Source organism: Herpetosiphon sp. NSE202 (genome assembly GCF_042688385.1).
Classification (GTDB): domain Bacteria; phylum Chloroflexota; class Chloroflexia; order Chloroflexales; family Herpetosiphonaceae; genus Herpetosiphon.
In genome coordinates, this window is record NZ_JBHUPY010000017.1 from 167,035 (window position 1) to 191,721 (window position 24,687).

The 24,687-nt window shown below is 50.6% G+C and carries 24 protein-coding genes and 1 pseudogene; 15 read left to right on the forward strand and 10 right to left on the reverse strand.

Annotation, left to right across the window (positions count from 1 at the left end; all coding sequences use genetic code 11):
- Nucleotides 1–127 precede the first annotated feature (127 nt).
- From ACFMKP_RS20115 to ACFMKP_RS20140, 6 genes are read left to right on the forward strand one after another with little or no spacing between them, the layout of a single operon-like run.
- On the forward strand, nucleotides 128–1,210 hold the full coding sequence (locus tag ACFMKP_RS20115) for a hypothetical protein (RefSeq protein WP_382294474.1): 1,083 nt from the start codon (nucleotides 128–130) through the stop codon (nucleotides 1,208–1,210).
- A 19-nt stretch (nucleotides 1,211–1,229) separates the two neighbouring features.
- Entirely contained in the window at nucleotides 1,230–2,483 is a 1,254-nt protein-coding gene (locus tag ACFMKP_RS20120) for a CpaE family protein (protein WP_054535583.1), read from the forward strand.
- A gap of 18 nt (nucleotides 2,484–2,501) precedes the next feature.
- Nucleotides 2,502–3,905: a CpaF family protein gene (locus tag ACFMKP_RS20125; RefSeq protein ID WP_382294476.1), complete on the forward strand. Its 1,404-nt coding sequence runs from the start codon at nucleotides 2,502–2,504 to the stop codon at nucleotides 3,903–3,905.
- A 32-nt stretch (nucleotides 3,906–3,937) separates the two neighbouring features.
- On the forward strand, nucleotides 3,938–4,927 hold the full coding sequence (locus ACFMKP_RS20130) for a type II secretion system F family protein (RefSeq protein ID WP_382294478.1): 990 nt from the start codon (nucleotides 3,938–3,940) through the stop codon (nucleotides 4,925–4,927).
- A 14-nt stretch (nucleotides 4,928–4,941) separates the two neighbouring features.
- Entirely contained in the window at nucleotides 4,942–5,847 is a 906-nt protein-coding gene (locus ACFMKP_RS20135; protein ID WP_382294480.1) for a type II secretion system F family protein, read from the forward strand.
- Complete coding sequence (locus tag ACFMKP_RS20140) at nucleotides 5,847–6,209, forward strand: DUF192 domain-containing protein (protein ID WP_054535579.1); 363 nt, start codon at nucleotides 5,847–5,849, stop codon at nucleotides 6,207–6,209. The genes ACFMKP_RS20135 and ACFMKP_RS20140 overlap by 1 nt, the downstream gene beginning before the upstream one ends.
- 29 nt (nucleotides 6,210–6,238) lie before the next feature.
- On the opposite strand, the gene ACFMKP_RS20145 is transcribed toward ACFMKP_RS20140, so the two are convergent.
- The 6 genes and pseudogenes from ACFMKP_RS20145 to ffh form a co-directional block, all read right to left on the reverse strand.
- Entirely contained in the window at nucleotides 6,239–7,747 is a 1,509-nt protein-coding gene (locus ACFMKP_RS20145; protein WP_382294482.1) for a Ppx/GppA family phosphatase, read from the reverse strand.
- Nucleotides 7,748–7,795: 48 nt separating this feature from the next.
- Nucleotides 7,796–8,908, reverse strand: a complete 1,113-nt coding sequence (locus ACFMKP_RS20150; protein ID WP_382294484.1) for a L,D-transpeptidase family protein — start codon at nucleotides 8,906–8,908, stop codon at nucleotides 7,796–7,798.
- A gap of 106 nt (nucleotides 8,909–9,014) precedes the next feature.
- Nucleotides 9,015–9,539 (reverse strand): ribosome maturation factor RimM, encoded by a 525-nt coding sequence (gene rimM, locus ACFMKP_RS20155; protein WP_382294486.1) that lies wholly within the window; start codon nucleotides 9,537–9,539, stop codon nucleotides 9,015–9,017.
- On the reverse strand, nucleotides 9,536–9,763 hold the full coding sequence (locus ACFMKP_RS20160) for a KH domain-containing protein (protein WP_054535575.1): 228 nt from the start codon (nucleotides 9,761–9,763) through the stop codon (nucleotides 9,536–9,538). Before ACFMKP_RS20160 ends, rimM begins: the two co-directional genes overlap by 4 nt.
- 376 nt (nucleotides 9,764–10,139) lie before the next feature.
- A pseudogene (gene rpsP / locus ACFMKP_RS20165) lies at nucleotides 10,140–10,406 on the reverse strand (30S ribosomal protein S16); the annotation flags it as partial.
- 93 nt (nucleotides 10,407–10,499) lie between these two features.
- The gene (gene ffh, locus ACFMKP_RS20170; protein WP_382294579.1) at nucleotides 10,500–11,849 is read right to left on the reverse strand and encodes a signal recognition particle protein; all 1,350 of its coding nucleotides are present in this window, start codon (nucleotides 11,847–11,849) and stop codon (nucleotides 10,500–10,502) included.
- 223 nt (nucleotides 11,850–12,072) lie between these two features.
- On the opposite strand from ffh, the gene ACFMKP_RS20175 reads away from it, so the two are divergent.
- Nucleotides 12,073–12,492 carry a DoxX family protein gene (locus ACFMKP_RS20175; protein WP_382294488.1) on the forward strand — a complete coding sequence of 140 codons (420 nt, stop codon included), beginning with the start codon at nucleotides 12,073–12,075 and terminating at the stop codon, nucleotides 12,490–12,492.
- 80 nt (nucleotides 12,493–12,572) lie between these two features.
- Complete coding sequence (locus tag ACFMKP_RS20180) at nucleotides 12,573–13,148, forward strand: metal-binding protein (protein ID WP_382294490.1); 576 nt, start codon at nucleotides 12,573–12,575, stop codon at nucleotides 13,146–13,148.
- A gap of 1 nt (nucleotide 13,149) precedes the next feature.
- On the opposite strand, the gene ACFMKP_RS20185 is transcribed toward ACFMKP_RS20180, so the two are convergent.
- Nucleotides 13,150–14,037 carry a hypothetical protein gene (locus ACFMKP_RS20185; RefSeq protein WP_382294492.1) on the reverse strand — a complete coding sequence of 296 codons (888 nt, stop codon included), beginning with the start codon at nucleotides 14,035–14,037 and terminating at the stop codon, nucleotides 13,150–13,152.
- Complete coding sequence (locus ACFMKP_RS20190; RefSeq protein WP_382294494.1) at nucleotides 14,027–14,851, reverse strand: hypothetical protein; 825 nt, start codon at nucleotides 14,849–14,851, stop codon at nucleotides 14,027–14,029. Before ACFMKP_RS20190 ends, ACFMKP_RS20185 begins: the two co-directional genes overlap by 11 nt.
- A 191-nt stretch (nucleotides 14,852–15,042) precedes the next feature.
- Between ACFMKP_RS20190 and gyrA the strand changes: the two genes are divergently transcribed.
- The 5 genes from gyrA (at nucleotide 15,043) to hutH (ending at nucleotide 21,722) form a co-directional block, all read left to right on the forward strand.
- Nucleotides 15,043–17,526, forward strand: a complete 2,484-nt coding sequence (gene gyrA, locus ACFMKP_RS20195; RefSeq protein WP_382294496.1) for a DNA gyrase subunit A — start codon at nucleotides 15,043–15,045, stop codon at nucleotides 17,524–17,526.
- A 350-nt stretch (nucleotides 17,527–17,876) separates the two neighbouring features.
- Complete coding sequence (locus tag ACFMKP_RS20200; protein ID WP_204757227.1) at nucleotides 17,877–18,254, forward strand: hypothetical protein; 378 nt, start codon at nucleotides 17,877–17,879, stop codon at nucleotides 18,252–18,254.
- Between the two features lie 539 nt (nucleotides 18,255–18,793).
- The gene (locus tag ACFMKP_RS20205; protein ID WP_382294498.1) at nucleotides 18,794–19,411 is read left to right on the forward strand and encodes a PepSY domain-containing protein; all 618 of its coding nucleotides are present in this window, start codon (nucleotides 18,794–18,796) and stop codon (nucleotides 19,409–19,411) included.
- Nucleotides 19,412–19,470: 59 nt separating this feature from the next.
- Entirely contained in the window at nucleotides 19,471–20,007 is a 537-nt protein-coding gene (locus ACFMKP_RS20210) for a hypothetical protein (RefSeq protein ID WP_382294500.1), read from the forward strand.
- 128 nt (nucleotides 20,008–20,135) lie between these two features.
- Entirely contained in the window at nucleotides 20,136–21,722 is a 1,587-nt protein-coding gene (hutH, locus tag ACFMKP_RS20215) for a histidine ammonia-lyase (protein WP_382294502.1), read from the forward strand.
- Nucleotides 21,723–22,054: 332 nt separating this feature from the next.
- On the opposite strand, the gene fmt is transcribed toward hutH, so the two are convergent.
- On the reverse strand, nucleotides 22,055–22,975 hold the full coding sequence (gene fmt, locus ACFMKP_RS20220) for a methionyl-tRNA formyltransferase (RefSeq protein WP_382294504.1): 921 nt from the start codon (nucleotides 22,973–22,975) through the stop codon (nucleotides 22,055–22,057).
- A gap of 71 nt (nucleotides 22,976–23,046) precedes the next feature.
- The gene (locus ACFMKP_RS20225) at nucleotides 23,047–23,505 is read right to left on the reverse strand and encodes a GNAT family N-acetyltransferase (protein ID WP_382294506.1); all 459 of its coding nucleotides are present in this window, start codon (nucleotides 23,503–23,505) and stop codon (nucleotides 23,047–23,049) included.
- 163 nt (nucleotides 23,506–23,668) lie between these two features.
- Here ACFMKP_RS20225 and ACFMKP_RS20230 point away from each other — a divergent pair, with 163 nt between their 5' ends.
- Together ACFMKP_RS20230 and ACFMKP_RS20235 are read left to right on the forward strand one after the other, a co-directional pair.
- A complete protein-coding gene (locus ACFMKP_RS20230) occupies nucleotides 23,669–24,058 on the forward strand; it encodes a hypothetical protein (protein ID WP_382294508.1) in 390 nt (129 codons plus the stop codon).
- Between the two features lie 82 nt (nucleotides 24,059–24,140).
- The gene (locus ACFMKP_RS20235; RefSeq protein ID WP_382294510.1) at nucleotides 24,141–24,608 is read left to right on the forward strand and encodes a c-type cytochrome; all 468 of its coding nucleotides are present in this window, start codon (nucleotides 24,141–24,143) and stop codon (nucleotides 24,606–24,608) included.
- The last annotated feature ends 79 nt before the right edge of the window (nucleotides 24,609–24,687 follow it).

The window sequence follows — 24,687 nt, forward strand, 5'->3', positions numbered from 1 at the left end:
AGGTGATCTGATTGCAAAGCTGTGATGAACAGTTGATCGATCGTGTATAATAGCCGCGAACCTCACCATAAAACGGGGGCACGCTTGCCTCACGAGCTCCCAATATTGTTTCGGAGGACGTATTTTTATGCGCCAAAACTCAGCTCTGGGCATGATTATTGCCGTCGTTGTTTTGATAGCAGTGCTTGCTGGTGGTTATGTGTATTTCAGCAAGGAGCGGGCCAACCAACCAGGTGATCCTTCATTAGTCGAGCCAACCGCTTTGCCTATTCCCAACGTTAGGGTTTTAGAAGCGGCGACGGATATTGACGCTAACAAGTTAATTGGCAGCGATCTTGAGCAATATTTTAATGTTGTTGAAGTTCAGCCCACCGAAGTTACCCCCGATGATGTGCTTGAAGCAGAATTTTTCAGCGCAGTTCAAGGCAAAGTAACGACCTCCAGCATTCTTGGTGGCGAGCGGATCAAAAAATCGGCCTTCCGTAATGCAGGGATTGCCGAAAAATTGCCAACCCCAGAGCCAGGTGCTGAATCGCCCAAAGCCTATAACTTATTTGTGAGCGATATTGGTGGGATTGTTGCTGAAGGCAACAGCATTGATATTGTTGGCAGCTATAGCCTTGAGCAACCCTACTTGCGCTTCGGGGCAGCGGCCGATGGGGTTGTCACCCTCGTTGATGAAAAATATCTCGACATCAGCACCCATGTGCTTGCTCAAAACGTCCGAGTATTAAAAGTTGTTGCCCCGCCACTGGTTTCGCCTGATGGCCAACCAACTGGTGCGGCCCCACCCGCGGCCCAACCAACAATTGAGGTTGTGGTTGATGGTGCTCCGGTTCAGCCACAACCAACCCCAGAACCGGTCTTCAACCAAGGCTCACAATGGCAAATTGTGGTTGCTTTAACCTCGCAACAAGTTGAGATTTTGGAATATACAAAAGCCAAAACTGGTAGTACACTAAATGTAGTCGTGCGGCGCGCTGATGATCAAGATGATCAAATTGTAACAACTGGGGTAACGATGGACCTGTTGATGCGCTTATATGGTGTACCACAAGTCTATGCACAACCAAACATGATTGTGAAACTGTTGGATGCTCCTTCACCACCACAGCCACCACAACAACCACCAGTTGTCATTCCATTCCCATTGCCCAACGCACCACAACAACAACCATTGCCAACAGCAGTGCCAACTCAAACGCCTTAATACAACCAAGGAGAATTGCATGGCTGAGTCCGATAAAATTCGCGTACTAATTGTTGACGATATTGCAGATACTCGTGATAACCTCGAAAAATTATTGTTTTTTGAGAAGGATATGCAAGTTGTTGGCAAAGCGGCAACAGGGCGCGAGGCCGTGACGCAGGCCAAGCAAATTCAACCCGATGTTGTCTTGATGGACATTAACATGCCCGATATGGATGGCATTGCAGCAACTGAGGCCATCATGGCGCAGGTGCCCAACACGCAAGTTATTATGATGAGCGTGCAAGGCGAAACCGATTACCTGCGCCGTGCAATGTTGGCTGGGGCTCGTCAGTTTCTTACCAAGCCTGTTGGCGGCGATGAACTTGCCGGTAGCATCCGTGAAGTGTATCGTTTACAACAAACCCAACGTCGTTTTGTCGTTGCGGCGCAACAGGTCGAAGAATCTGATCAATCAACCGGCCAAATTATTGCTGTCTATAGCCCCAAAGGTGGCACCGGCAAGAGTGCAATCGCTGCCAACTTAGCGGTTGCGCTCAAGCTGTTGCCTGGTAACCGTAAAATTTGTTTGGTTGACGCAAGTTTGCTGTTTGGCGATATTGCGGTGATGTTCAACATCAATAGCAACAAAACGATCAACGATCTCACCTCACGGATTGATGATCTTGATAAAGATTTGATGAATGATGTTATGACCACTCACGCTTCGCAAATTAAGATTCTGTTGGCTCCTGCCAACCCACAAATGGGCGAGTTGGTGACCGCTGATCATGTGCGAACCGTGCTTGAGGCCTTGCGCCGCGAATACGATTATGTGGTCGTCGACACTCAATCCTCATTTCAAGACCAAACTATGGCGGTGCTTGATGCAGCCCATCGGATTGTCTTGCTGATGACGATGGAACTCTCGTCGATTAAGAATATTCGCCAGTTTCTAGAAGTTGCCGAGTTGCTTGGCTACAACGACGAAAAACTGGTTTTGGTCTTGAACAAAGCCGACGCTAAATTTGGCATTCGGGTTGATCAAGTCGAGGCCAATATTCAACATAAGGTTGCGGCCCAAATTGGCAATGCACCCTTTGAAATGGTCAACGCAATTAACCGCGGCGTACCATTAATTATCGATCAGCCACGCCATCAGATTTCAATTGATGTTGCCAACCTAGCCTATCTGATCTCAGGCACAACCCGCACAAGTCGCGAAGGTGCCCGTCCACAGCAACCGAAAAAAGAAGAACCCAAGGGTCTCTTCGCTCGATTAACCAAACGTTAGACGCATGGAGGGTGGCTTATGTCGCTCCTAAAGCGTATTGCAGGAAATACGTCCCCATCCTCGGCTTCCGAACCTACAGCAGCAGCACAACCAAGTGCTGCTGCCACACGCCCTGATGGAGCTATTCCGCGCTCTGCTGCAGTTTCTTCTCACGATCGTCTGCTTGACGTTCGCCATCGAGTCCAGCGCCGCTTGACCGAAGAAGTTCGTGATGTCAACAGCACGAATGAAACCAAAATCCGCCAAACAGTCGAAGATCTCTTGAGCACCGTTCTCGATAGTGAAAATATCGTGCTCAGTCGGGTTGAACGCCTCCAATTAGTCGAATCGCTGATGTCAGATATCGTTGGGTTGGGGCCGCTCGATTCACTGCTCAAGGACGATAGTATCTCGGAAATTATGGTCAACGGGCCAAATAAGATTTACATCGAACAACGCGGCAAGTTGACACTTTCGGGCACAACCTTCATCGATGATGAACATGCGATGCGGGTCTTGTATCGGATTGTTGCGCCGCTTGGTCGGCGGGTCGACGAAAGCTCGCCCATGGTCGATGCTCGGCTCAAAGATGGCTCGCGGGTTAACGCCGTTATTCGGCCAATTTCCTTGATTGGGCCGGTTATTACCATTCGTAAATTCTCCAAAAAACCGCTTGGGCCTGACGACCTTGTGCGGTTTGGTGCGATTAGCCGTGAGATGATGGATTTTCTTTCGGCAAGCGTGCGCGCTCGGATTAACGTCGTGGTCTCTGGCGGTACTGGTTCGGGCAAAACAACCTTGTTAAATGTGCTTTCTTCGTTTATCCCTGAAGACGAGCGCTTGATTACGGTTGAAAACGCTGCCGAATTGCAACTTCAGCAAGATCATGTTATCTCGCTCGAATCGCGCACTGCCAATATTGAAGGCAAGGGCGAAATCTCAATCAACGATTTGATTATCAACTGCTTGCGGATGCGGCCTGAGCGGATTATCGTCGGCGAATGTCGTGGCGGTGAGACCTTGGCAATGTTGCAAGCCATGAACACTGGCCACGAAGGTTCCATGACCACCTTGCACGCCAATACGCCCCGTGACGCGATTGCACGGATCGAAACCATGTGTTTGATGTCGGGGATGGACTTGCCACTGAAAGCTATTCGCGAACAGGTTGCTTCGGCGATTGAGTTGATTGTGCAACAAGCGCGGCTTAAAGATGGCTCGCGGCGGGTTATGGCCATTTCGGAAGTAACCGGCATGGAAGGCGATCTGGTGGTGTTGCAAGATATTTTTGTTTTTGAGCAAACCGGTCTCGATGAACGTGGTAAGATTGTAGGGTCGTTGCGGCCAACTGGCGTTCGACCACGCTTCCTTGATCGCTTTGAAGCCTTGAATATTTACCTACCACCCAACGTCTTTGGCAATAGTTCAGAGCGCTTTTACTAACCGGCATTACTCGCTAGAAAGGAACTAGGGCCATGGAAAATTTACCACCATGGAGCATTCCCGCCCTAATTGCGATAGTCCTCTTTGTGGCTGGGGCCGTTATCTATCGCAAACTCAGGGAAACCAAAGCCAATTCTGTTGATGGCCGGCTCGCAACCTTTGCCGAGCGCAGCCGCAACCAAAACGATACCAATGAACGCGGCATGAGTGCTTTGGCAAGCAGAGTTGATTCGATGGTCAACCGCGGCCAAAAAGGCTCCGATTTGGCCCGCGATTTAGCTCAAGCCGACCTTAAACTAACCGTGACCGAATTCATTATGATGAAATTCGCCTCGGTAATTTTATTTGCGTTGTTTGGGGTGTTCCTTGGCCGCGCCAACTTCTTGGCCGTTGTGGCATGTGGGGTAGTTGGGGCAATTATCGGCTTTATCGTCCCCGATAAAGTTGTGAGCTTTAAGCAGGCTTCACGGCTCAAAGCCTTTAATAATCAATTAGGTGATACGGTTGGTTTGCTGGCCAACTCGCTGCGCTCTGGCTATAGTCTGCTCCAGTCAATGGATTTGGTCTCGCGTGAAGCACCACCACCAATCTCAGTTGAGTTTCGACGGGTGGTTCAAGAGGTCGGTTTAGGCCTTTCGCTTGAGGATGGCATGAATAACCTCTTGCGTCGGGTTCCCAGCGAAGACCTTGATTTGATGGTTTCGGCAATTAATATTCAAGCTGAAGTTGGGGGCAACTTGGCTGAGATCCTCGATACGATTGCCCACACAATTCGTGAACGAGTCCGGATCAAAGGCCAAATTCGGGTGCTTACCTCACAGGCTCGCTATTCAGGCTATGTGGTTACGTTGTTGCCAATTTCGATTGCAATTATTATTACCATGCTCAACCCTGATTATATGGCCCCATTGATGACAATTGGGATGCCACCCGATGCATGGTGTTGTATGCCCGTCTGTAGTGCAATGATGATGATTGCAGGCTTCTTTGCAATCAAAAGCATTGTTAATATTGAAGTCTAAAGCGGGAGCTTGCTATGGCCTTACTTATTGGCTTAGTTATTCTGGTCATTGTCTTTGCAGTTGGGTTTATGGTGCTCAACCAGCGCCGCCAAACTGATACTGTCTCAAGCCGACTTGCTCAATTTACTGAACGCTCCATGAATCTTGAAGATCTGGAGTTGCAATTGCCCTTTATGCAACGGATTGTCACGCCAATACTGAACAGTGTTTTTGTGAAGCTTGGCCAATCTGGCAAGGGTAACGATAAGCTGCGAACAAACTTAATGCTCGCAGGCAACCCTGGCAATCTGACCCCAGCAATGTTTACCGGGATGCGGATTTTTCTAGCTCTCGCCTTGTTTGGGATTATCTTCTTGGTCTGTATGTTGGCCAAGGCTGATACGCTCAGCACACTTCAATGGTCGGGAATCGGCGGCGCATTAGGCTTTTTGCTGCCAGCCTCATGGCTTGGTCGCCAAATCAAAAAGCGCCAAAAAACTATTCTCAAAGCCTTGCCCGATGCGCTCGATTTGCTTTCAATTAGCGTTACCGCTGGTTTGGGCTTCGATGCTGCACTTCAGCGGGTGGCTGAAAAATGGGATAATGAGCTGTGTCGCGAATTCCGCCGCGCGCTTTCTGACATTCGCTTAGGCACCCAACGCCACGAAGCCTTCCGCGCCATGACGGTTCGGACGGGGGTTGATGACTTGACCTCGTTTGTTTCGGCGGTGATTCAAGCAGACCAACTTGGGGTGAGCATGGGTAAAATGCTCAAAATTCAATCCGACCAATTGCGCTTGCGCCGTCGCCAACGCGCCGAAGAAGAAGCTCAAAAAGCACCAATTAAAATGCTCTTTCCATTGGTGTTCTTGATCTTTCCTTCGATGTTTGTGGTTATCTTGGGGCCAGCAGTGCCACGCTTGCTTGGTGGTGGTCTCTAGTGTCGCAACACGCCATTCGCAATCTAACGCGCAATAGCAACTTGGTGGAATACGCTGAGTTTGCGAATAGCTTTTTGAGCCGTGGCATGGGCTTGATGGGGCGCAAGAATTTGCCAGCCAACACTGGCTTAATTCTGTATCCCAACAACAATATTCATATGTTCTTTATGCGCTTTGCCATCGATGTGATTTTTGTTGATCGCCAACATCAGGTGGTTGGACTGCGCGAGAACTTCAAGCCTTGGCGACCATTTGCTGGCGCTGCCAAAGCCCGCTATACCCTCGAATTGCCAGTTGGGGTTATTCAACAATCGCAGACCCAACTTGGCGATCAATTAGCAGTTATTCCTGCTATTTTCTAGCGCATAGCCCTAGCAATAGCATGCTAGGGCTATTCAATCACGACCTCAACCCCATAGGCTTTGCGAAATAAATTGGTCTTGCGGTTTGCATCCCAAATTTCAATTGAGGCATCGCCAACCGCTTGCACACTGATTCGCACCTGCTGCTTCTCGATTTTGCAAACCACGCCCTGCACGACTTGGCTCTTGGAGCGCTCAAGATATTCGGCAATTCGTAAGAGCGCACTTAATTTGCCCAGCCGTTCAAGATCACCCTCAGCCAATACGCCAGCCAAACCAGCGTCAGTTACACTCCCTTTGCGATGGTGCCTCGTTAAGAGGCCAATTAGCGCCATCTCACGATGGGTATAGCCATTCAACATCGAGTTTAGAATCAAATACAGGCCATGTTTATGATGATCGTAGAAATTGACCGCTACGCCAATATCATGGACCATGGTTGTTGCTTCGAGCAATTCGCGCTCCCACGCACCATAGCCATGCAAACTTTGCAGCTGGTCGAACAACGATAGGCTTAATTCGCGTACTTTGGCCACATGCAGTACGTTGTAGCCATAGATCCGGGCTAAATTTGCCACCGAAAACTGGCGTACATCGCTCAGCAAAGGTGGCTGTGAGCCACGCAAAAAGTGCTCGTAGAAAATGCCATCACGCAGGCCATGGCCGCAAATCCAGAGGCTATCAGCGCCACAACGCTGCATCAAAGCCCGAATTAACAGTACGCCAGCGGTAATTACATCGGCGCGATCATTATTTAAGCCTTCGAGCTGTTCGCGCTCGTTACGATTGAGCTTGCTCAAACGGGTGGCCCATTCGTCGACCCGTTGCAGCGACATCGTATAGCCATGGACAATATCAAGTGGATAGCGTTGCGCCCGTTGTTCAAGCTTGGCGAGGTTGCGCACCGTGCCGCCAACGCCGATTAAAGGCAACTTGCTGCCTTGCGGGCGAAACCAATCCAGCCCTGCCAAGGCTTCGTCGACGTGGCGGTCGAGGGCTTTGAGTTCTGCTTTGCTGGGAGTGTCGCTGCGCAAAATTTGCTCGGTGAGGCGCACTGTACCAAGTGGCAACGATGTGGTGTTGGCTAGCCCACGCCCGCGCACTAAGGCCAATTCGACGCTGCCGCCGCCGATGTCAAACATAAAGCCATTGCTTACACCAAGCGTATTGATCATACCAAGGTAGCTGTAGTAGGCTTCTTCATCGCCGCTGAGCACGCGTAAATCGAGGCCGGTTTCTTCTTTAACTTGGGCTAAAAAGCTAGTTTGATTGGCAGCATCGCGGACGGCGCTGGTTGCCACTGCCACAACGTCACTCACGCCCATGGCGCGGCAGAAATTGCCAAACATGCGCAAAGTTTCAAGCGCTTTGGCAATAGGTTGGGCTTGCAGTTGATTATCGGGGCCAACATTATGCGCTAGCCGCACATTTTCCTTCACTTCTTCAACCAATTTGAAGGAATGATGCGGCTGATATTGCACCACAATCATGCGAGCGGTGTTGGAGCCAAGGTCAATAATCCCGACGTGTTGGGTCATTATAGTTCTCCTCGACAACGCCTAGCATGCTATTTTAGGTTTTGCTGTTTAATAATAAACTTGGACGGTTGTGCCAACGCTTGCCCAATCGTAGAGCCAAGCGGCGGCATCGAGTGGTAAGTTGACACAGCCATGGCTAATGCGAGTGCCAGTTCCAAACAAATCGTGCCAATAGGTGCCGTGCAGCGCAACGCTCCCATTGAAATACATGGCGTGTGGCACATTCGGCACAACCCAGCTTTCGCCGCCAAGCGAGCCGCGCATGGTTTGCAATGGCACTTTGGCATAAATTTCATAGCTGCCAGTTGGCGTGTTAAAGCCGTCTTTGCCGGTGGCGACTGGCGCATCAAACACGATTGTGCCATTTTCGTAGGCATACAGCCATTGCTTGCTAATATCGACTTCGATACGCTTACCAAGGTTAGGATTGGCGGGCTTGGGCGTGGCGGTTGGCACTGGCTCATTGGTTGGTTGAGCAGGCGCAGCGGTTGGTGGCACTTGGGTTGGCTCGGCAACTGGTTGTGGGGCAGCAGTTTGGACTGGGGCTGGCGCAACGGGATCAAATTCAAATAAATAAGGCAGTTCGTAGCTCATGCCTTCGATCAAGCCCCGAGCGGCAGCAACTTCTTGGCCAAGCGGCGCTAGCTCCATTTCGTCGGGCGTGCCTGCCAACAACGGATGTTCAATCATCAAGGCGCGTTCAAAATATTGCACCTTGAAGCGGCCAGTTGGGCGAGCTTCGAATTGAGCTGGGCTAATTGGTAGGCCAAAAATTTCGACCCCGCCGTTGGTTTCCCAAAACCTGCGGAAACTGCCAGCGAGATCGTAGTTAGAGCCTTCTGGGCGCAAGCTTGCACCAGCGAGTCGTGGTTGCGGGCCGAAATCGCGCCATTGGGTCCGTTCGCGACCAACCAAGCCCAATCCAATACTATCAGTTTGCGGATTGTACTCAAAGCGCGCGTTTTCAAAATACTGCACAATCAGCGTATCTTGCTCGATGGGATCGGTAATTGGTTGACCAAAAATTTGCTCGCCGCCGTTGATTTGCCAAAACGAAGCAAACCCATAGGTGTCGGTGAGGGCAGGGGTCACTGCTTGGGAAGTACGAAAGGCCCAAAAACATAAACCAAGAACGAGGCTCAACCAAATGATCCGCCGCATAGCTGTATTCTCCGCGTGCTGCCTGAGGCTTAAAAGTACGTTGCGGCTTCATCGTAGCAGTGCAATGAGCCGCTGTCAATTCAGATTAGTGGAATAGTTGGGGTAGTTATTCGGGCACAATATCGGCCAGCGATGTTACGGTAATCGTGCCGCCAGCAATATCAATTGAGCGCACGACCGCACGCACCATTGGCACCAAAATATCTGCTTGGCCCAATTTGCGCACCACTAAAACATCATTTGCGCCAGTTTCAATAATTTCGGCTGCTTGGCCAATGACCTCGCCAGCTTCGGTTTGCACTTGCAGGCCAACCAAATCGTGCAAGAAATATTCATCATTAGCCAACGGCGCTGCATCGCTGCGATGAATATAAACTTCGAGGCCTTGCATTGCTTCGGCAGCTTCGCGGGTATCAACTTCGTTGAGCCGCAACAAATAGAGGCTGCCTTTGTGTTGGTGCAAGCGGCCAATCGTGAACGGCTTTGATAAGTCGCCAACAAACAAGTGCTTAAGCTTTTGAATATGTTCTGGGTGCGATGAGATCATCGAGATTTTTAACTCGCCGCGCACACCAAACGCCGCAGAAATGCGGCCAACTAACAAGAAATCATCAATATTTGGAGCTGTCACGAATTAACCTCTAGGTGGACCCGTTTGTTTTGGCGAGCGCCAACGATGCCCAATACGTCGCGAATGGCTTTGACCACGCGCCCATTGCGCCCGATGACTTTCCCTGCTTCGCTTTGGGGAATGCGCAGATCGAGGGTAATGCTGTGGTGACCAGTGCGTTTGCTAATTTTAATGTCGTCGGTGTCGATCAAGCCTTCGACGATATAGTTCAATAAATCTTCCATAGCTGCATCCTTGCGCATAGAAATGGGTGTGAAGCCAGTGCCTCACACCCGATTTGCGAGCTTACTCAGCGCTTTTTTGACCAGGAGCGCGGAAGCCAGCGGCTTCGGCACTTTCCACGGTGTCGAACCACAATTCAGCCACGGTTGAATTGTAGTAGCGGCTACCAGGAACGTGGTACAACATTGAGTTTTGGTTGCCTTTGATGGCGTAGCCTTCTGGGGCGCTACCATCGGCCAATGGGCGCACGCTGCCAGCAAATTCGCCAGCTTCGGCTGCGGCCTTGACTGGAGCAACAACGGCGGCGGCTGGTGCAGCAGCGGCGGCTTTGGTCACGGCTTTTTTAGCTTTCTTGACTGGAGCTTCAACCTTAGCTGGAGCTTCGCCGATCAATTTGCCTTCAGCATCAACCACACCCAAGTTTTTCAACAAGCGCACTACGGTATCTGATGGTTGGGCACCAACGCTCAGCCAGTAGCGAGCGCGATCTTCCTTGATAAACACAACTTTTGGTTGTGCTTGGGGATTGTAGTGGCCAATCGTTTCAATAAACTTGCCATCGCGTGGCGCATGCGAATCTGCAATAACAACACGATATGCGGGCTTGTGCTTCATGCCCATCCGGCGAAGACGAATACGAACCATTCGAGTGTTTCCTCCAAAAGTGAAAAGTAAAGCGAGAACATACTTTATAGTGCATAAACATATGCTGTTCTATGCTCTATGTTCTCTGAATAATTATTTGAACATGCGCATCAGGTCGCGCGGGTTTTGACCGCCCTTGCCGAAGCGTTTCATCATGCGTTGCATTTCACGGAACTGTTTGACCAAGGCGTTGACATCTTCGATCCGCGTACCGCTACCCGCTGATATCCGGCGTTTGCGGCTAGGATCTTTCAGCAAGTCGGGGTTACGACGTTCTTTGATTGTCATCGATTGAATAATCGCTTCGATGCGTTTCATCTCGCGATCATCAAGCGCTTCGTCAAGGTCTTTCATTTGGCGCAGTTGTTTGCCAATCCCAGGAATCATGCCCAAGATTTGTTGTAATGGGCCAAGTTTACGCATCGAATTCATTGCGCCAAGGAAATCTTCAAAGTCGAAGGTGCCTTTGCGCATCTTCTTTTGCATTTTCTTGGCTTCATCTTTGTCGTACACTTGCTCGGCGCGCTCGATCAAGGTCATCACGTCGCCCATGCCCAAAATCCGTTGGGCTAAGCGATCGGGGTGGAATGGTTCGATGGCATCGGTTTTTTCGCCCGTCCCAAGGAACTTAATTGGTACTCCCGTGACTTCGCGCATCGAGAGCGCGGCCCCACCACGGGCATCGCCATCGATTTTGGTCATAATCAAACCAGTCAATGGCACTTTGGCGTGGAAGGCCTCAGCAACTTTGACCGATTCTTGCCCAATCATGGCATCGACGACCAACATAATTTCGGTTGGCCCGACCCGCTCGACGACTTGTTGTAACTCGCCCATCAAGCGTTCGTCGATTTGCAAGCGTCCGGCGGTATCGATAATCACAAAGTTGTTGCCATTGATCCGAGCTTGGCGCAAGGCGTGCTCAGCAATATCAGGTGGCGAAACATCGGTGCCTTCGCTAAAAACCGGAATATTCAATTGCTTGCCGAGGGTTTCCAACTGCTTAATTGCGGCTGGTCGGTAGATGTCGGCGGCAACCAACAATGGCGTTTTGCCTTTTTTGCGCATATACAGCGCCAACTTGGCGGCCATGGTTGTTTTACCAGCACCTTGTAACCCGACCAACATCACAATCGTCGGCTGCTCGCGGTTTTTCGATTCATTGATTGGCACATTGGCATCACCAAGCAAGTGCACCAATTCGTCGTGAACGATTTTGATCACTTGTTGACCAGGAGTCAAACTCTTGGTGACTTCTTCGCCAATCGCTTGTTCGCGCACCCGCGCCACAAAATCTTTGACGACTTTGAAGTTAACGTCTGCTTCCAACAAGGCCAAGCGCACTTCGCGCAAGCCCGCATCAACATCAGATTCAGTTAGGCGGCCTTTGCTGCCCAACCGGTTGAAAACATCGGTTAAGCGGTCGGATAGATTCTCAAACATCATACACCTCACCGCAACAGAAAAAACTGGCAGAAACTCGGCACGCCCTAGCGCGGAAAGTTTCCTGTCAGCATTTTGTCGCATTGTAGTTGATTACACACGGCCTGTCAAACTGCTTTCTTTGGGGATATTTTTGTACTCGCTGCCTCTAGTGTAGCACACAAAAAGCCTATTAGCGTGTATCATAGCGGCATTTACTACGATTTGTCGCAAGGAGTTCGCGATGAAAAGCGCACAGCTGAGTGCTATCGCTTGGACGCTATTACGAGTCGTTGTCGGCGTTGTGTTCGTGATTCATGGCTGGTCGAAGGTAACGATGATTGGTGATATTGCTGCAACCTTTGGCACCCAATATCAGTTACCAATTCCAGCGGTGCTGGCATGGTTGGTTGCAACAGTTGAATTTTTGGGTGGCTTGGCATTAACTGTCGGGGTGTATAGCCGTTGGGCGGCTTTATTGCTTGGTTGTGTGATGCTTGGGGCAATTAAAGTCCATTGGGGCAAATTTTTTTATTATGCAGAAGGCATGGAATACGATTTAGTCTTGCTCACGATTTGTATCGTCATTGGCTTAAATGGCGGCGGCCCGTATTCAGTTGATGAATTGGTTTTGAACAAGCCCCCAGCCAAAAAACCAGCCTAAACTGCTTGCAATGCAACCAACGATCAAAGATAATAGCACATCTGAACTATCCATTCTGCTATTTCTAGGAGCGTTGCCCAATGCCTGATGGTAAAACCCACGATATGCTCACCGTCTTTACAGGCATTATTGGGATTCCAGTGATTTGGCGGTTGGTGCCAAACAGCGATTTATTGGCGGCGTTTGTTTGGGCCGGAACCCATATGGTTTCCGGGATGGCCTTCTCGCCCGACCTCGATTTGGCCTCCGAACCTTATAATCGCTGGGGGCCACTGCGCTTTATTTGGTGGCCCTATCGCGAGCTGGTGCCGCATCGCGCCGGAATTTCGCATAGCCTCGTGTTTGGCCCGCTCTTTCGGCTGGCCTATTTCTTGGTTATGGTCTGGCTCTCGTTTTATCTGGGCATGACATTAATCAATAGCTTCACGCCCGTCGATACCGCCACCATTAGCGCCGCTTTTATTGCCGATCTCAAACAGCTTTGGTATAGCGATCGTCAATTAATTATCTATGGCTTGATTGGCTTTATCACTGGCGGCGCGGTGCATTCGATTGCCGATTGGCTGATTGAGGGCCGGGAGCCATACCACCGATCGTTGTTAATGCCGTGGCGCAAGCGGCGACGCAAACGCCGCCGCGATGATTGGGGCTGGTAATTTAGCCCAACCACGTGCCAATTTTGCCATCGCCGCGACTGCCAAGCAGCAGCTCTGGTGGCGTTGGGCGTTGCTGCCAAAAACGGTTCCAATTGGCAATCGCATTCATTTTATACGCCCCAATGATCGCAAAGATAATGATCGATGGGATGATAATAAATTGGCTGCTCAAAACCGCGCCGATGCCAGATTGAAACAAGATAATAAAAGAAAGCGATTGGATTGAGGCAAGATTGATGTCGCCGATAAGCACCGAAAAAATCACACTAATCGACATCAAAAAGCCAAAGCCACCCACGAGAATTGTCAAAAAACGGCCTAGGGTATAGCTTGCTCGTAGCCATGCATCAAGCATCGGCACTTGCTGGCCTGCTTTGGGTGGCGTTGGCAAGAGGCCAATTTTGCTGCGCTCAATCGAAAAAAGCGTATTTGTGCCGCGCGGAACGACCGGAACCCACGCCATTGTTGGCGGCGAATCGGTCAAGGCGAGCAACATGGGCGACCCCATAATATTCAGCCCAACACTATTAACTGGTTGGGTAAAATTATGCGGCAACACAGGCCAGCCAACGAATGGCACTGCCAACAGCAATTGTTCTGGCACTTCAACCGTTTGAAAATCTTTTTCGCGAATGGCCTTGAGTGCACCACTGACTGGGCGGCGTAATTGAGGCTGGCCGGTTGGCCCCCAGGCAATCATCCACGGCCCCAAGGTGCGATAGCCATGCACTTTGAGCCACTGTTCTGCTGCGGCCATAACTGGTCCAACATAGCCTGTCGGCAACGGGGCAATCAGCTCTTGGTGGGCTGGCAAAACATGCAATTGGAGCGCCATCGCCTCAGGCAGATGTTGGGCAATTATTTGTTCGATGGGAAAGTCATTGCTCACGTTGTTTCTCCGACTCTAGCTCAATGATCAAAAGGGGTGGTGTTGGGGTCGTTGCCCAAAAACGGTTCCATGCCTGAATTGCACTGCGGCGCTGGCTCCAAATTACCACTCCCAATAGCATGCTTCCAATGATACCAAACCAGCGCAGCGCTGTGAAGATCGCAAAGCTTTGCAAAAAGAGCACCTGTGGCTCAGCCCCTAGCCACCATTGAAGCAAGGCCCACGGCATGCTCAAGAGCAAAATGCTGATGCTTGCCGCCAATTGCAAGCGTAGAAATGGCGGCCATGTATGCTGCCATTGATCGCGCCATGTCAATTGTTGCCCAAGCTCAGGCACAGGCCGTTGCCAGCCAAGTTTGCGCACCCACCAGCTATGGCGTGGCCACAACGCCCGCGTTCCCAGCGGCACCACCGGAATATAGGCCTGCACCCGTGGCTCAACGCCAACCAAGGGCAAGACTGGAATCAATGGCGCGCTCAGTGGCTCCAGCCCTTGTTCAGCCAATTGATCGTAGATGCCAGCCAGGTTGTAGCGCTGCTGAGCATCAAGCGTCAACCAGATTTCAGCTACCAAGCGGGCCTCGATTTGCTGCACGCTATATTCGGCGCTTAACTTCGGGTCAAACACATGGGCAATCGGCTGATAGAGCATGCGCTGGGCTGCTGGATTCCAGGTTTGCAGCGCTGGGCCGAGCGCCGTATAGCCTTGTAAGCGCAAAGCTTGGCGCATGTGGTCTGCTTGTTCCAGCACTTGCGCAAGCTCAGCCCGCCGCAAAACGCTATCGTGTTGTTCGAATAAAAACAGTGCTAGCATCGCGCTCAATTTCTTGGCCTCAACCATTGTTTGCTTGTTCAGCCTAGTATAGCAACGATCTACAGATCGCTGAGCAGATTGATGAAATATAGCATATTTGTGCTAAAAATATTCGACATTATGGCTATTTCACGGTATAATACAAGCAGATTAAATTTAGGGATTTAGCGCTTACGTAAGGGATAAAATTCATGGAAATAGGGATTGTTAAGCCAGTTGCAATTGTCGATGAGATGCGTACTGCCTATCTCGATTATGCAATGAGTGTGATTGTCTCGCGGGCGTTACCTGATGCTCGCGATGGCCTCAAACCAGTGCAACGGCGGATTTTATATGCAATGTTCCGCGAAGGGCTGTTGCACAACGTTCGCTATTCCAAATGTGCAGGTGTTGTCGGCGAAGTGCTCAAGAAGTATCACCCCCACGGCGATTCTTCAGTGTACGATGCGCTCGTGCGGCTCGCCCAACCATGGAATATGCGCTATCCGCTGGTCGATGGCCAAGGCAACTTCGGCAGTGTCGACGGCGACGCTGCAGCCGCTTATCGTTATACTGAGGCGCGGCTCAAGGAAATTGCCGAAGAATTGTTGCGCGACATCGACCGCGACACGGTGAATTTCGGCCCCAACTTTGATGGTGGCTATCAAGAACCACTGGTGTTGCCTGCGCGCTTGCCCAATTTGCTGCTCAATGGCTCCTCGGGGATTGCCGTCGGCATGGCCACCAATATTCCGCCACATAACCTCGGCGAGATTTGCGATGGCATTAGCTACTTGGTCGATAATCCCGATGCGACGGTTGAAGATTTGATTAAGTTCATCCCTGGCCCCGACTTCCCAACCGGCGGCTCGATTTTGGGTACTGAAGGAATTGTTAGTGCCTACACCAGTGGCCGTGGCCGAATTCTGATTCGTGCTAAAGCCCATATCGAAGAAGCAGCTCGCGGAGCGTATCATATCGTCGTGACCGAATTACCCTATCAGGTCAATAAATCACGCTTGATCGAACGGATTGCCGAGTTGGTCAAGGATAAACGCATCGAAGGCATTCGCGACGTGCGCGACGAATCCGACCGCTCTGGGATTCGCATGGTGATTATTTTGAAACAAGATGCTCAGCCCAAAAAGGTGCTCAATCATCTCTTCAAATACACCAGCATGCAAACGACCTTCGGGGCCAATATGTTGGCCTTGGTCGAAGATGGCAAGCAGCCACGCACGCTTTCGCTCAAAAAAGCGTTGCAAGAATACATCGAGCATCGCCAAGTCGTTATTCGCCGACGCACCGAGTTTGATCTGGCCAAAGCCAAAGCGCGGGCGCACATTCTCGAAGGCTTGAAGATTGCGCTTGATCAGCTTGATGAAGTGATTGCGACGATTCGCGCCAGCCGCACTGCTGAAACCGCCCGCAGCAACTTGATGAAAAACTTCAAACTCAGCGAATTGCAATCGCAAGCAATTTTGGAAATGCAATTGCGCCGTTTGGCTGGCCTCGAACGCAAAAAGATCGAGGACGAATACAAAGAAGTGCTGCGCTCAATCGCCGACTTCGAAGATATTTTGTCCAAGCCAGAACGGGTTTTCAGCATCATCAAAGATGATGTGGCTGAGCTTAAAGAAAAATATGGCGATGTGCGCCGCTCGCGGATTATTGCTGATGCAACTGGCGATATCAGCACCGAAGACCTGATTCCCGACATGAATGTGTTGGTAACGGTGACTGATCGCGGCTACATCAAGAAACTGCCTGGCGATACCTATCGGGTGCAAAATCGCGGTGGGCGGGGCATTAAAGGCATGACCACCAAAGAAGACGATGTGGTGGCACACCTCTTGATGTGTAACACGTTGAACGACTTACTGTTCTTTACCAACCGTGGTAAAGTCTATCAACTCAAAGTACATGAAGTTCCCGATGCCAGCCGCACGGCCAAAGGCCTGCCGTTGGTCAACTTGATCTCGCTCGAGCCAGGCGAATTGGTCACATCATTGATTGCCGTTCCCGATTTCGATGATGGCGAATATTTGGTAATGACCACCGTCAAAGGCCGAATCAAGCGCACCAAATTGAGCGAATATAGCTCGGTGCGTTCGAATGGTCTCATTGCAATCGGGCTTGATGCTGGCGACGAACTGCGCTGGGTCAAGACGAGCAATGGCGATGAAGATATTTTGATGACAACCCAACATGGTCAAACCATCCGCTTCGGCCAAGACGAAGTACGCCCGATGGGTCGACCAGCAAGTGGGGTAATTGGCATCAAAATGTCGGCCAAAGATCAAGTGGTTGGGATGGATTTGGTTCGGCCAAATTCACAACTTCTGGTGATTACCTCACATGGTATGGGCAAGCGTACCGACCTTGAAGAATATCCAGTCAAGGGGCGGGCAACCCAAGGGGTAATTACGATGCGGCTTAAGCCAGGCGATGAAATTGCCGCCGCATTGGTGCTGACTGATAGCGACATTGTTACCACAATTACTCGCAATGGCGTAGTGATGCGCACGCGTGCTGATAAGATCTCCAAGTATGGGCGATCAACCCAAGGCGTTAACGTAATCAATCTTGATAAGAAAGATACAGTTGCCGCAGTCTCGGCTGAAACTCCAGTTGACGACAAGAGCGACGATTCGGATGCCAACGATAGCCCCGGCACAGTAACCCTCACTGCTTAAGCTTTTTAAGCAATTCACTTGCGAAAAACCCGTTGCATACCTGATGTGCAACGGGTTTTTGCGTGTTAAACTCAATTTCAGCTATATATCTAGATCACACTTTTTTTACCCTGTTTTAATCTAGCTATTCATGGAAACTGTGATATAATCGGGGAGACATAACATAATAACAGCAATTTTCCACCTCTATATCCCATCTACTTACCACCACCACTGTCCGCTGTCGGCTGACCTATTGACCCAGAAAGCGAAGGAACGGAAGATACACCAACAGGCCGAGGAGCCTGTGAACCGCCATGATAGCGGGGTCTCTTTTCCGCGCAGTCAAAGAGGATTGCAAGGAGGCGAGCATGATCTCTTCAAGCGTTTATATGTTGCTTGAGCAAGCGATCGATACTCCCGAAAAGCTGCATTGTGTCATACTATTTGCACAACGAACAGTCAATCAAGGCACGGCTGCTCACATCGCCCGCCAGCTTGGGCGCGATATTTGGAGCATTGAGCGCGCGCTCAAAGAGCTCAGTGAAGCAGGGATTCTTTCCATCGCCGGTGAAGGCAAGTCATCGTGTTATCACTATCAACCAAAAGCATATGTGGTTAATGCCTTAGAGTTGTTAATTCAGACCTACAACGACCCGATTTTGCGCAGCGAAGTATGCGATTATGTGCGTGAGCTAGCCAGCTATGCACCCTATCGCGCCCAATTTTATACCATGCTCACAATCTAAATTTGCGCTGGCTCGTAGCTCCTGAGAAGAGAGAGCGACGCAGGTTTGGAATTTTATTTCTCCTAGGCTTATTTATTCAGTGGGTTAATATTTACTGATTATACCAATTCAAGCAGATCTGCGATGTAGATGTTGCTTGACAGGTATAGTTTTTTTTGCTATGCTCGTTTTCGAGAAAGATCATCAATTACCACACTTCACTTCCACCATACTCCATTCCGCATCCTCTTTCTTAGTTCTATAAAGCATATACTGTTTGGCAATCAACTATTTAATTTCTAGAAATATGCTATGCAGTATTTATATCTACAATTGAGTTAATGCTTATTTCAGCTGGCTATAAATAAGGAGAAGTGATGAAAAAGCTATGGTTTCTTGCCATTGTTAGCTTAATATGTGTATTTACTCTGCTAAATTCACACAATAACGCTTTTTCAGCTGAGCTAGATCTCGAATCAGCGACAAAAATTATTCGTCAATTTACGAATAATCCCACCCTTGAACTAAAAGATGTACCAAATGCAGAACATGCGTTGGGAGTGCATGAACGTACATTTGTTACTCCTGATGGTTCGGCAATATTTACGCTTGATGAAGTGAACAAAATTGTTACAACCGCGATTGTGCAGCCTGATGCGCATGCTCGTTTAGCAACTCCGTTGAGCCTTGACCAAGGCCAAGCATTAGCTGAAACCGTTGTACAACAACAGCTTGGCTCAACCAATGGATTAAACTTACACTATCAAGCAAGCGAAGATCATGCTGCTGCAGGAACCCTTCAGCGTTTTGAATGGGTTGAAACACGTGGCTCAGCCAACGCTATCACACCGAATCGGGTTATGCTGACGATCGATCCTGTCACCGGAACGGTCGTAAGTTATTCACGAATTGTTGCTCGCGCGATTGATATTGATCCCGAGCCAAAGATTAGCTATCAAGAAGCCTTAGAAATTGTTGCAAAACAAAATTCTTTTGCTTTTGTTGAGCGTTCACAGCGCTTAGATATTTGGTGGGAGCATAATGATCGCAGCAAGGATTATATCTTGCGCTGGGTCATTAATATTGAGGCCAAGAATCCAGCAAAACATGGCATAACTGAAGTTGCTCAATATGTTATTAATGCCTATAGCGGCGATATTATCGAAGTATTACGCTAGCTTTTGTTTAGAGAGGTATTGCTTTATTGCAATACCTCCTTTTTTAATAAGGAATAGCTATGTTTCGTTTGTTCTATCAACGTGGATTGGGATGCTTGTTATTCAGTTTGCTCTTTTTTGGCTGTGGTTCAACCCAGCTACCTACCAGCACACCCGAAGCAAGCCCATTTGCGCCAGGCCAAGTCGTTGAACCAGCAACTTTGGAAGAATTTCTGCGCGTGAGCAACTTGCGCGAAGCGCTCGAAATTGAATGGCACAACCCTACCACGAAAAGTTGTATTACGATTCGTGATCAAGCCTTTATTCAGCAGTTTGTTGATACGATGCTTATGCCCCAAAGCACAACTCCGATCAGTGCCAGCGAAGCAACCTTGCTGATATTCGAAACCAACAGCCTTGATCAGCCAGCAGATACCCGGCTGATTTCGCTTAACCTTGACCCTGCCCAAGCCACCGCTGCGTTTAACAATCTATCAACGCCCAATTGGCCAATCGATTTGCAGGGTCAATATCAGCTTGGCAATCCACAGGCGTTGCTTGATTTATTGGCAACCATCGAACCGAAAGCCGCTACCGATAACCCACATTGTGAGTAACCAGTTGCTTGAAATTGGAACCAAACCGAGTAGCTGTAATTTGCCGAATCAATTTAGCGTAAGTGCTCACAATTGCTGGCGACTGGTATACTAACGCCGAAAGCGAATTAAGCTAGCGAGGTAGCATTGTGGAACGTTTAGTGCTCAATGGCGAGCAGTTAACAGTCGATGGTTTGGTGGCTGCCGCTCGGAATCCAGCAATTAAGGTTGAATTAGCTCCCGAAGCAATTGAACGAATGCACTATTCACGGGCCGCTGTCGAGCGCTTTGTGGCCGAAGGTCGGGTGGTCTATGGCATCACCACGGGCTTTGGCCATTTTCAGAATCGCACGATTGATAGCGACCATGTGCGCGAATTGCAACGCAATATTATTATGAGCCATGCCACTGGCACAGGCACGCCATTGCGCCGCGACCAAGTGCGGGCAATGTTGATTGTGCGGGTCAATACCTTGGCCAAGGGCTTTTCGGGCATTCGTCCATTGGTTGCCCAAGCCCTGCTCGATCTGCTCAACGCCGATATTTTGCCAATTATTCCCTGCCAAGGCTCGCTTGGGGCGAGCGGTGATCTTGCGCCACTTGCGCATGCCAGCTTGATTTTGCTTGGTCTGGGCGAGGCGGTTGAGCCTGGCCAATCGCCAGTCCATGGTCAACGGATCAGCGGAGCCGAAGTTTTGGCGCGTTTGGGGCAAGAACCTTTGATTTTAGAGGCCAAAGAAGGCCTCGCCTTGACCAATGGCACCGCGTTGTTGAGCGGGCTGGCAGCCTTGGCAATTTATGATGCTGAGCAATTGTGCCGCACTGCCGAAACGGTGGCGGCCTTGTCGATGGAAGCTTTAGCGGCGTTGCCCTCAGCCTTTGATAAACGGCTGCATGCGATTCGTCCGCATCCGCGCCAAATCGATAGCGCGCGCAGTATTCGCCAACTGTTGCAAGGCAGCAGCTTTGTCTATCCCAATGGCGAAGCTGATCCGGCGTTGTATGGGCCGCATAAAGTGCAAGATGCCTACTCGCTGCGTTGTGTGCCACAAGTGCATGGCGCAATTCGCGATGCAGCCTGTTATGGACGCTGGGCAACCGAAATTGAACTCAACAGCGCCACTGATAATCCCTTGATTGTACCAGTTGATCCTGAGCAACTTGCTGGCGAATACGAGGCGATTTCGGGCGGTAACTTCCATGGCGAGCCATTGGCCTTGGCGATGGATTTTCTTAAAGTGGCCTTGAGCGAGCTGGGCAACATCAGCGAGCGCCGCACGGCGCGCTTGGTTGATGCTGGTTTAAATGGCAATTTGCTGCCGCCATTCTTAACCGAGCAAGGCGGCTTGCACTCGGGCATGATGTTGATTCAATATACGGCTGTGGCATTGGCGAGTGAAAATAAAGTGCTGGTGCATCCCGCTGCTGCCGATACGATTCCAACCTCGGGCAATCAGGAAGACCACGTGAGCATGGGGCCGACCGCCGCCCGCCAAGCAGTTGAAATGCACGATAACGTGGTGGGGATTTTGGCCTGCGAAGCCTTGTGTGCTGCCCAAGCGATTGATTTACGCTGGCAAAAGCACCAACACTTGCAGCTTGGCCAAGGCACGGCCTCGGCGCAACAGGCAATTCGGCAGGTTGTGCCATTTTTGGCCGAAGATACCGTGATGTATCCGCATATCGAGCGCTTGAAGCAGTTGATTGTTGCTGGCAGCTTGGCCTTGGCGGAGTAAGCTCAAATATTGGTTGAGAAGTATCCCCTCACCCCAACCCCTCTCCCACGCGGCGGGCGAGGGGCTTAACATGGTGGATTTAGCATGATTCGTCGGAAATCCACGGAAGCTCCCCCTCGCCCGCGTTTTCGTGTGAGAGGGGGTTGGGGGGTGAGGGAAGGTTGTTAAGATCCCCTCACCCCAACCCCTCGCCCAGTGGATGGGCGAGGGGCTTTAACTTCGTGGTTCTTGCGCAATTCGTTGGTGAACCACGGAAGCTCCCCCTCGCCCGCGTTTTCGTGTGAGCGGGGGCTGGGGGGTGAGGGAACGCTACCAGCCCTAATCTTCAAGTATTACAAGCGCTCTAGCTCTTTGGCTCCGCGTCGCCAATCGCTGGCAGCCATTGGGCGTTTGCCTGCTGGCTGTACTTCGAGCAATTCGAGTGCTCCACTGCCAGTGGCGACCAAAATTTGGCCTTGTTGTTCGATTAGCGTGCCTGGCTGAGCATTGCCGCTCCAACTGCTATGCGCTTTGGAGCGTAGAATTTTAAACGGCTGATCGTTGAGTTTTACCGCAGTTCCAGGCCATGGATCGTAGGCGCGGGTCATACGTTCGATCACAATTGCTGGCAAACTCCAATCGATCAGGCCATCGTTTTTGCTAATCATTTGGGTGTAGGTTGCTTGGCTATCATCCTGAATTTGGGCTTGAATTTGCCCCGTAGCATAGGCTGTCAAGAGCTGAGCGAGCAACTCGCCACCTTGGCGCATCAGTTGGGCCGTCCATTCACCAGCCCGCGCATCCTTTGCCAAGGGCATGACCACTTGACCCAAGATTGGTCCAGCATCCATTTTGGCCGTTAGCTTGATGATCGACACGCCGACTAAATCATCGCCTGCCAAAATTGCCCCCGTAATTGGTGCTGGCCCACGGTAGAGTGGCAAAATCGATGGGTGAATATTCAAATAGCCCAAGGCTGGAATTTGCAACACATTTTTGCGTAAAATCTCACCATAGGCGGCGACAACCCCAACTTCTGGCGCAAAAGCCCGCAATCGCTCGACCGCCGCCGGATCTTTGAGGGTTTCTGGTTGAAACACCGGAATCCCAAGCCGTTCGGCTGCAAGTTTGACTGGCGGCGCGGTGAGCACATTTTTGCGGCCAGCAGGTCGATCTGGTTGGGTCACGACACCGACAATCTCATGACCGTTGGCGTGCAACAACTCAAGCGGCGCAACCGCAATTTCAGGAGTGCCCAAATATAAAATTCGCATTTGACGATACCTCCGAATAGGAGCGTTTTCCAGCACGCATGATACCGTGCTTGCTGGAAAATCGAAAGCAGCTAGGCGCGCTCTAAACGGGCACAGGTGCAAGGATAGCCAGCGTTATCGCTCTCGAAGGTTTTGCTGATCGCGAAGCCAGCCCGTTGATAGAGTTCAACGGCTCGGCGGTTTTCAGCAAGGGCAATCGTCCAAGCGCCAGCCCCAATCTGCTCGAGGGCAAAATTGAGCAATTGGCGGCCCAAGCCACGACCATAATGGCTTGGCGCGATATACAACCAGCCAAGATATTTACCATTAATCCCAACAAAGCCCACCACGTGATCATCAATGCTGATGACGAATTTTTGCGATTGCTCAAAATCGCTGAGCGATGCTTGATCGTCTGCAAGCGGGATAAATGCTCGTGGATCGCACGCGCCGCGCAGTTCGTCGGGGCGGGCTGCATCGTGAATTTGGCTAACCACAGCCCAATCGGCTGCGGTATAAGGGCGAATCTGCCCAAGGGTTGTATCGTGCATGATTGAAACTCCTGCAATGGTAAAGATGCCGAGCATACCAACTTGTGGCTCAATCCACATCCGCCCTGAGAGGGAAATCAAGTTAATGCCTGATCGCAGCAAACTGAAATTGTGTTAAGATAACGCGCAGTTCAGCGGCAACAGCAGGCGGAAACAACTCAGTATGCTTGGATGGCTCCAGCAACAATCCAAAATGCTTACATGGCGCACACTTTTTGGTTGGGCAATGGTTGTTCAGCTGGCTTTGGTGTGTCCATTGGGCTGTGTGATTCATTGTTTGCTGCAACACCAACCAATGCTGATGCAAGCAGAAGCGCAGCCAGCCAGCATGTTTGTCTGTGCGCTGATGACCCAAGCCGATTCAATGCCAAATGGCTCGCCCAGCGGCATAACTTCAACCAGCATGGGCAGTGGTTTGGTGGCAATGTTTGCGCTGCTTGGGTTTTGGCCAAGCTTTGGGTTTGGTTTGCGCAGCCTGCGCCGTGTGAATTGGCTGATTCAACACCCCTTAATTTCGTTTCAACAGCGATTAACGACTCCCCCTCCTCGTTAAACCCAACTCAATCCACAATCAATGGTTTGTGATCTTAGCGTGGCTGCACGCTGAGGATATTTGAGTTTGGGAGTTTTCTCCAATGCCAATCGTTTTACGTTTGCGCTCTGCCGTTGCTGGCCTAGCGCTGGTGGGCTTGGCCGCCTGTGGTTCAGCCACAACCGATAGCAATGTTGGGCGCTTTACTGGGGTTTCAACGACGGTTCCTGTGGCTGGCAATACTGCTTCGAGCAGTGGCGACGCTGCTGCTGGCAAGGCAATTTTTGATGGCACAACCGCGCTTGCTGGTGCGCCGCCCTGCCTGAGTTGCCATGTGGTCGATGCCGCTAAACCGCAAACCGTCGGGCCAAATCTGGCTGGAATTGGTGCGCATGCTGCGACGCGGGTTGCAGGCCAAAGCGCCAACGCCTATTTACACAGCTCAATTGTCGATCCCAATAGTTATGTGGTCGATGGCTTTGCCCAAGGCTTGATGTTTGCGGGCTATGGCGATGCGCTCACTCCCCAACAGGTCGATGATGTTGTGGCCTATTTATTAAGTTTGCAGTAAATCCGAGCTGGTTGCTGCGGTTATCTCACGTTGCTCGCCACGGCTTTGGCCAAGCAGGAACGTGGGCGAGCGCAGCAGC

Coding starts and splice junctions, on each gene's coding strand:
- fmt (WP_382294504.1), bottom strand. CDS start 22,975: ATGCGAATTTTATATTTGGGCACTCCTGAAATTGCGGTTGCGCCGCTT.
- ACFMKP_RS20130 (WP_382294478.1), top strand. CDS start 3,938: ATGGAAAATTTACCACCATGGAGCATTCCCGCCCTAATTGCGATAGTC.
- ACFMKP_RS20125 (WP_382294476.1), top strand. CDS start 2,502: ATGTCGCTCCTAAAGCGTATTGCAGGAAATACGTCCCCATCCTCGGCT.
- ACFMKP_RS20210 (WP_382294500.1), top strand. CDS start 19,471: ATGTTTCGTTTGTTCTATCAACGTGGATTGGGATGCTTGTTATTCAGT.
- gyrA (WP_382294496.1), top strand. CDS start 15,043: ATGGAAATAGGGATTGTTAAGCCAGTTGCAATTGTCGATGAGATGCGT.
- ACFMKP_RS20160 (WP_054535575.1), bottom strand. CDS start 9,763: ATGGAAGATTTATTGAACTATATCGTCGAAGGCTTGATCGACACCGAC.
- ACFMKP_RS20235 (WP_382294510.1), top strand. CDS start 24,141: ATGCCAATCGTTTTACGTTTGCGCTCTGCCGTTGCTGGCCTAGCGCTG.
- ffh (WP_382294579.1), bottom strand. CDS start 11,849: ATGTTTGAGAATCTATCCGACCGCTTAACCGATGTTTTCAACCGGTTG.
- ACFMKP_RS20225 (WP_382294506.1), bottom strand. CDS start 23,505: ATGCACGATACAACCCTTGGGCAGATTCGCCCTTATACCGCAGCCGAT.
- ACFMKP_RS20115 (WP_382294474.1), top strand. CDS start 128: ATGCGCCAAAACTCAGCTCTGGGCATGATTATTGCCGTCGTTGTTTTG.
- ACFMKP_RS20200 (WP_204757227.1), top strand. CDS start 17,877: ATGATCTCTTCAAGCGTTTATATGTTGCTTGAGCAAGCGATCGATACT.
- ACFMKP_RS20180 (WP_382294490.1), top strand. CDS start 12,573: ATGCCTGATGGTAAAACCCACGATATGCTCACCGTCTTTACAGGCATT.
- ACFMKP_RS20230 (WP_382294508.1), top strand. CDS start 23,669: ATGCTTGGATGGCTCCAGCAACAATCCAAAATGCTTACATGGCGCACA.
- ACFMKP_RS20135 (WP_382294480.1), top strand. CDS start 4,942: ATGGCCTTACTTATTGGCTTAGTTATTCTGGTCATTGTCTTTGCAGTT.
- ACFMKP_RS20190 (WP_382294494.1), bottom strand. CDS start 14,851: ATGCTAGCACTGTTTTTATTCGAACAACACGATAGCGTTTTGCGGCGG.
- ACFMKP_RS20175 (WP_382294488.1), top strand. CDS start 12,073: ATGAAAAGCGCACAGCTGAGTGCTATCGCTTGGACGCTATTACGAGTC.
- ACFMKP_RS20145 (WP_382294482.1), bottom strand. CDS start 7,747: ATGACCCAACACGTCGGGATTATTGACCTTGGCTCCAACACCGCTCGC.
- ACFMKP_RS20150 (WP_382294484.1), bottom strand. CDS start 8,908: ATGCGGCGGATCATTTGGTTGAGCCTCGTTCTTGGTTTATGTTTTTGG.
- ACFMKP_RS20120 (WP_054535583.1), top strand. CDS start 1,230: ATGGCTGAGTCCGATAAAATTCGCGTACTAATTGTTGACGATATTGCA.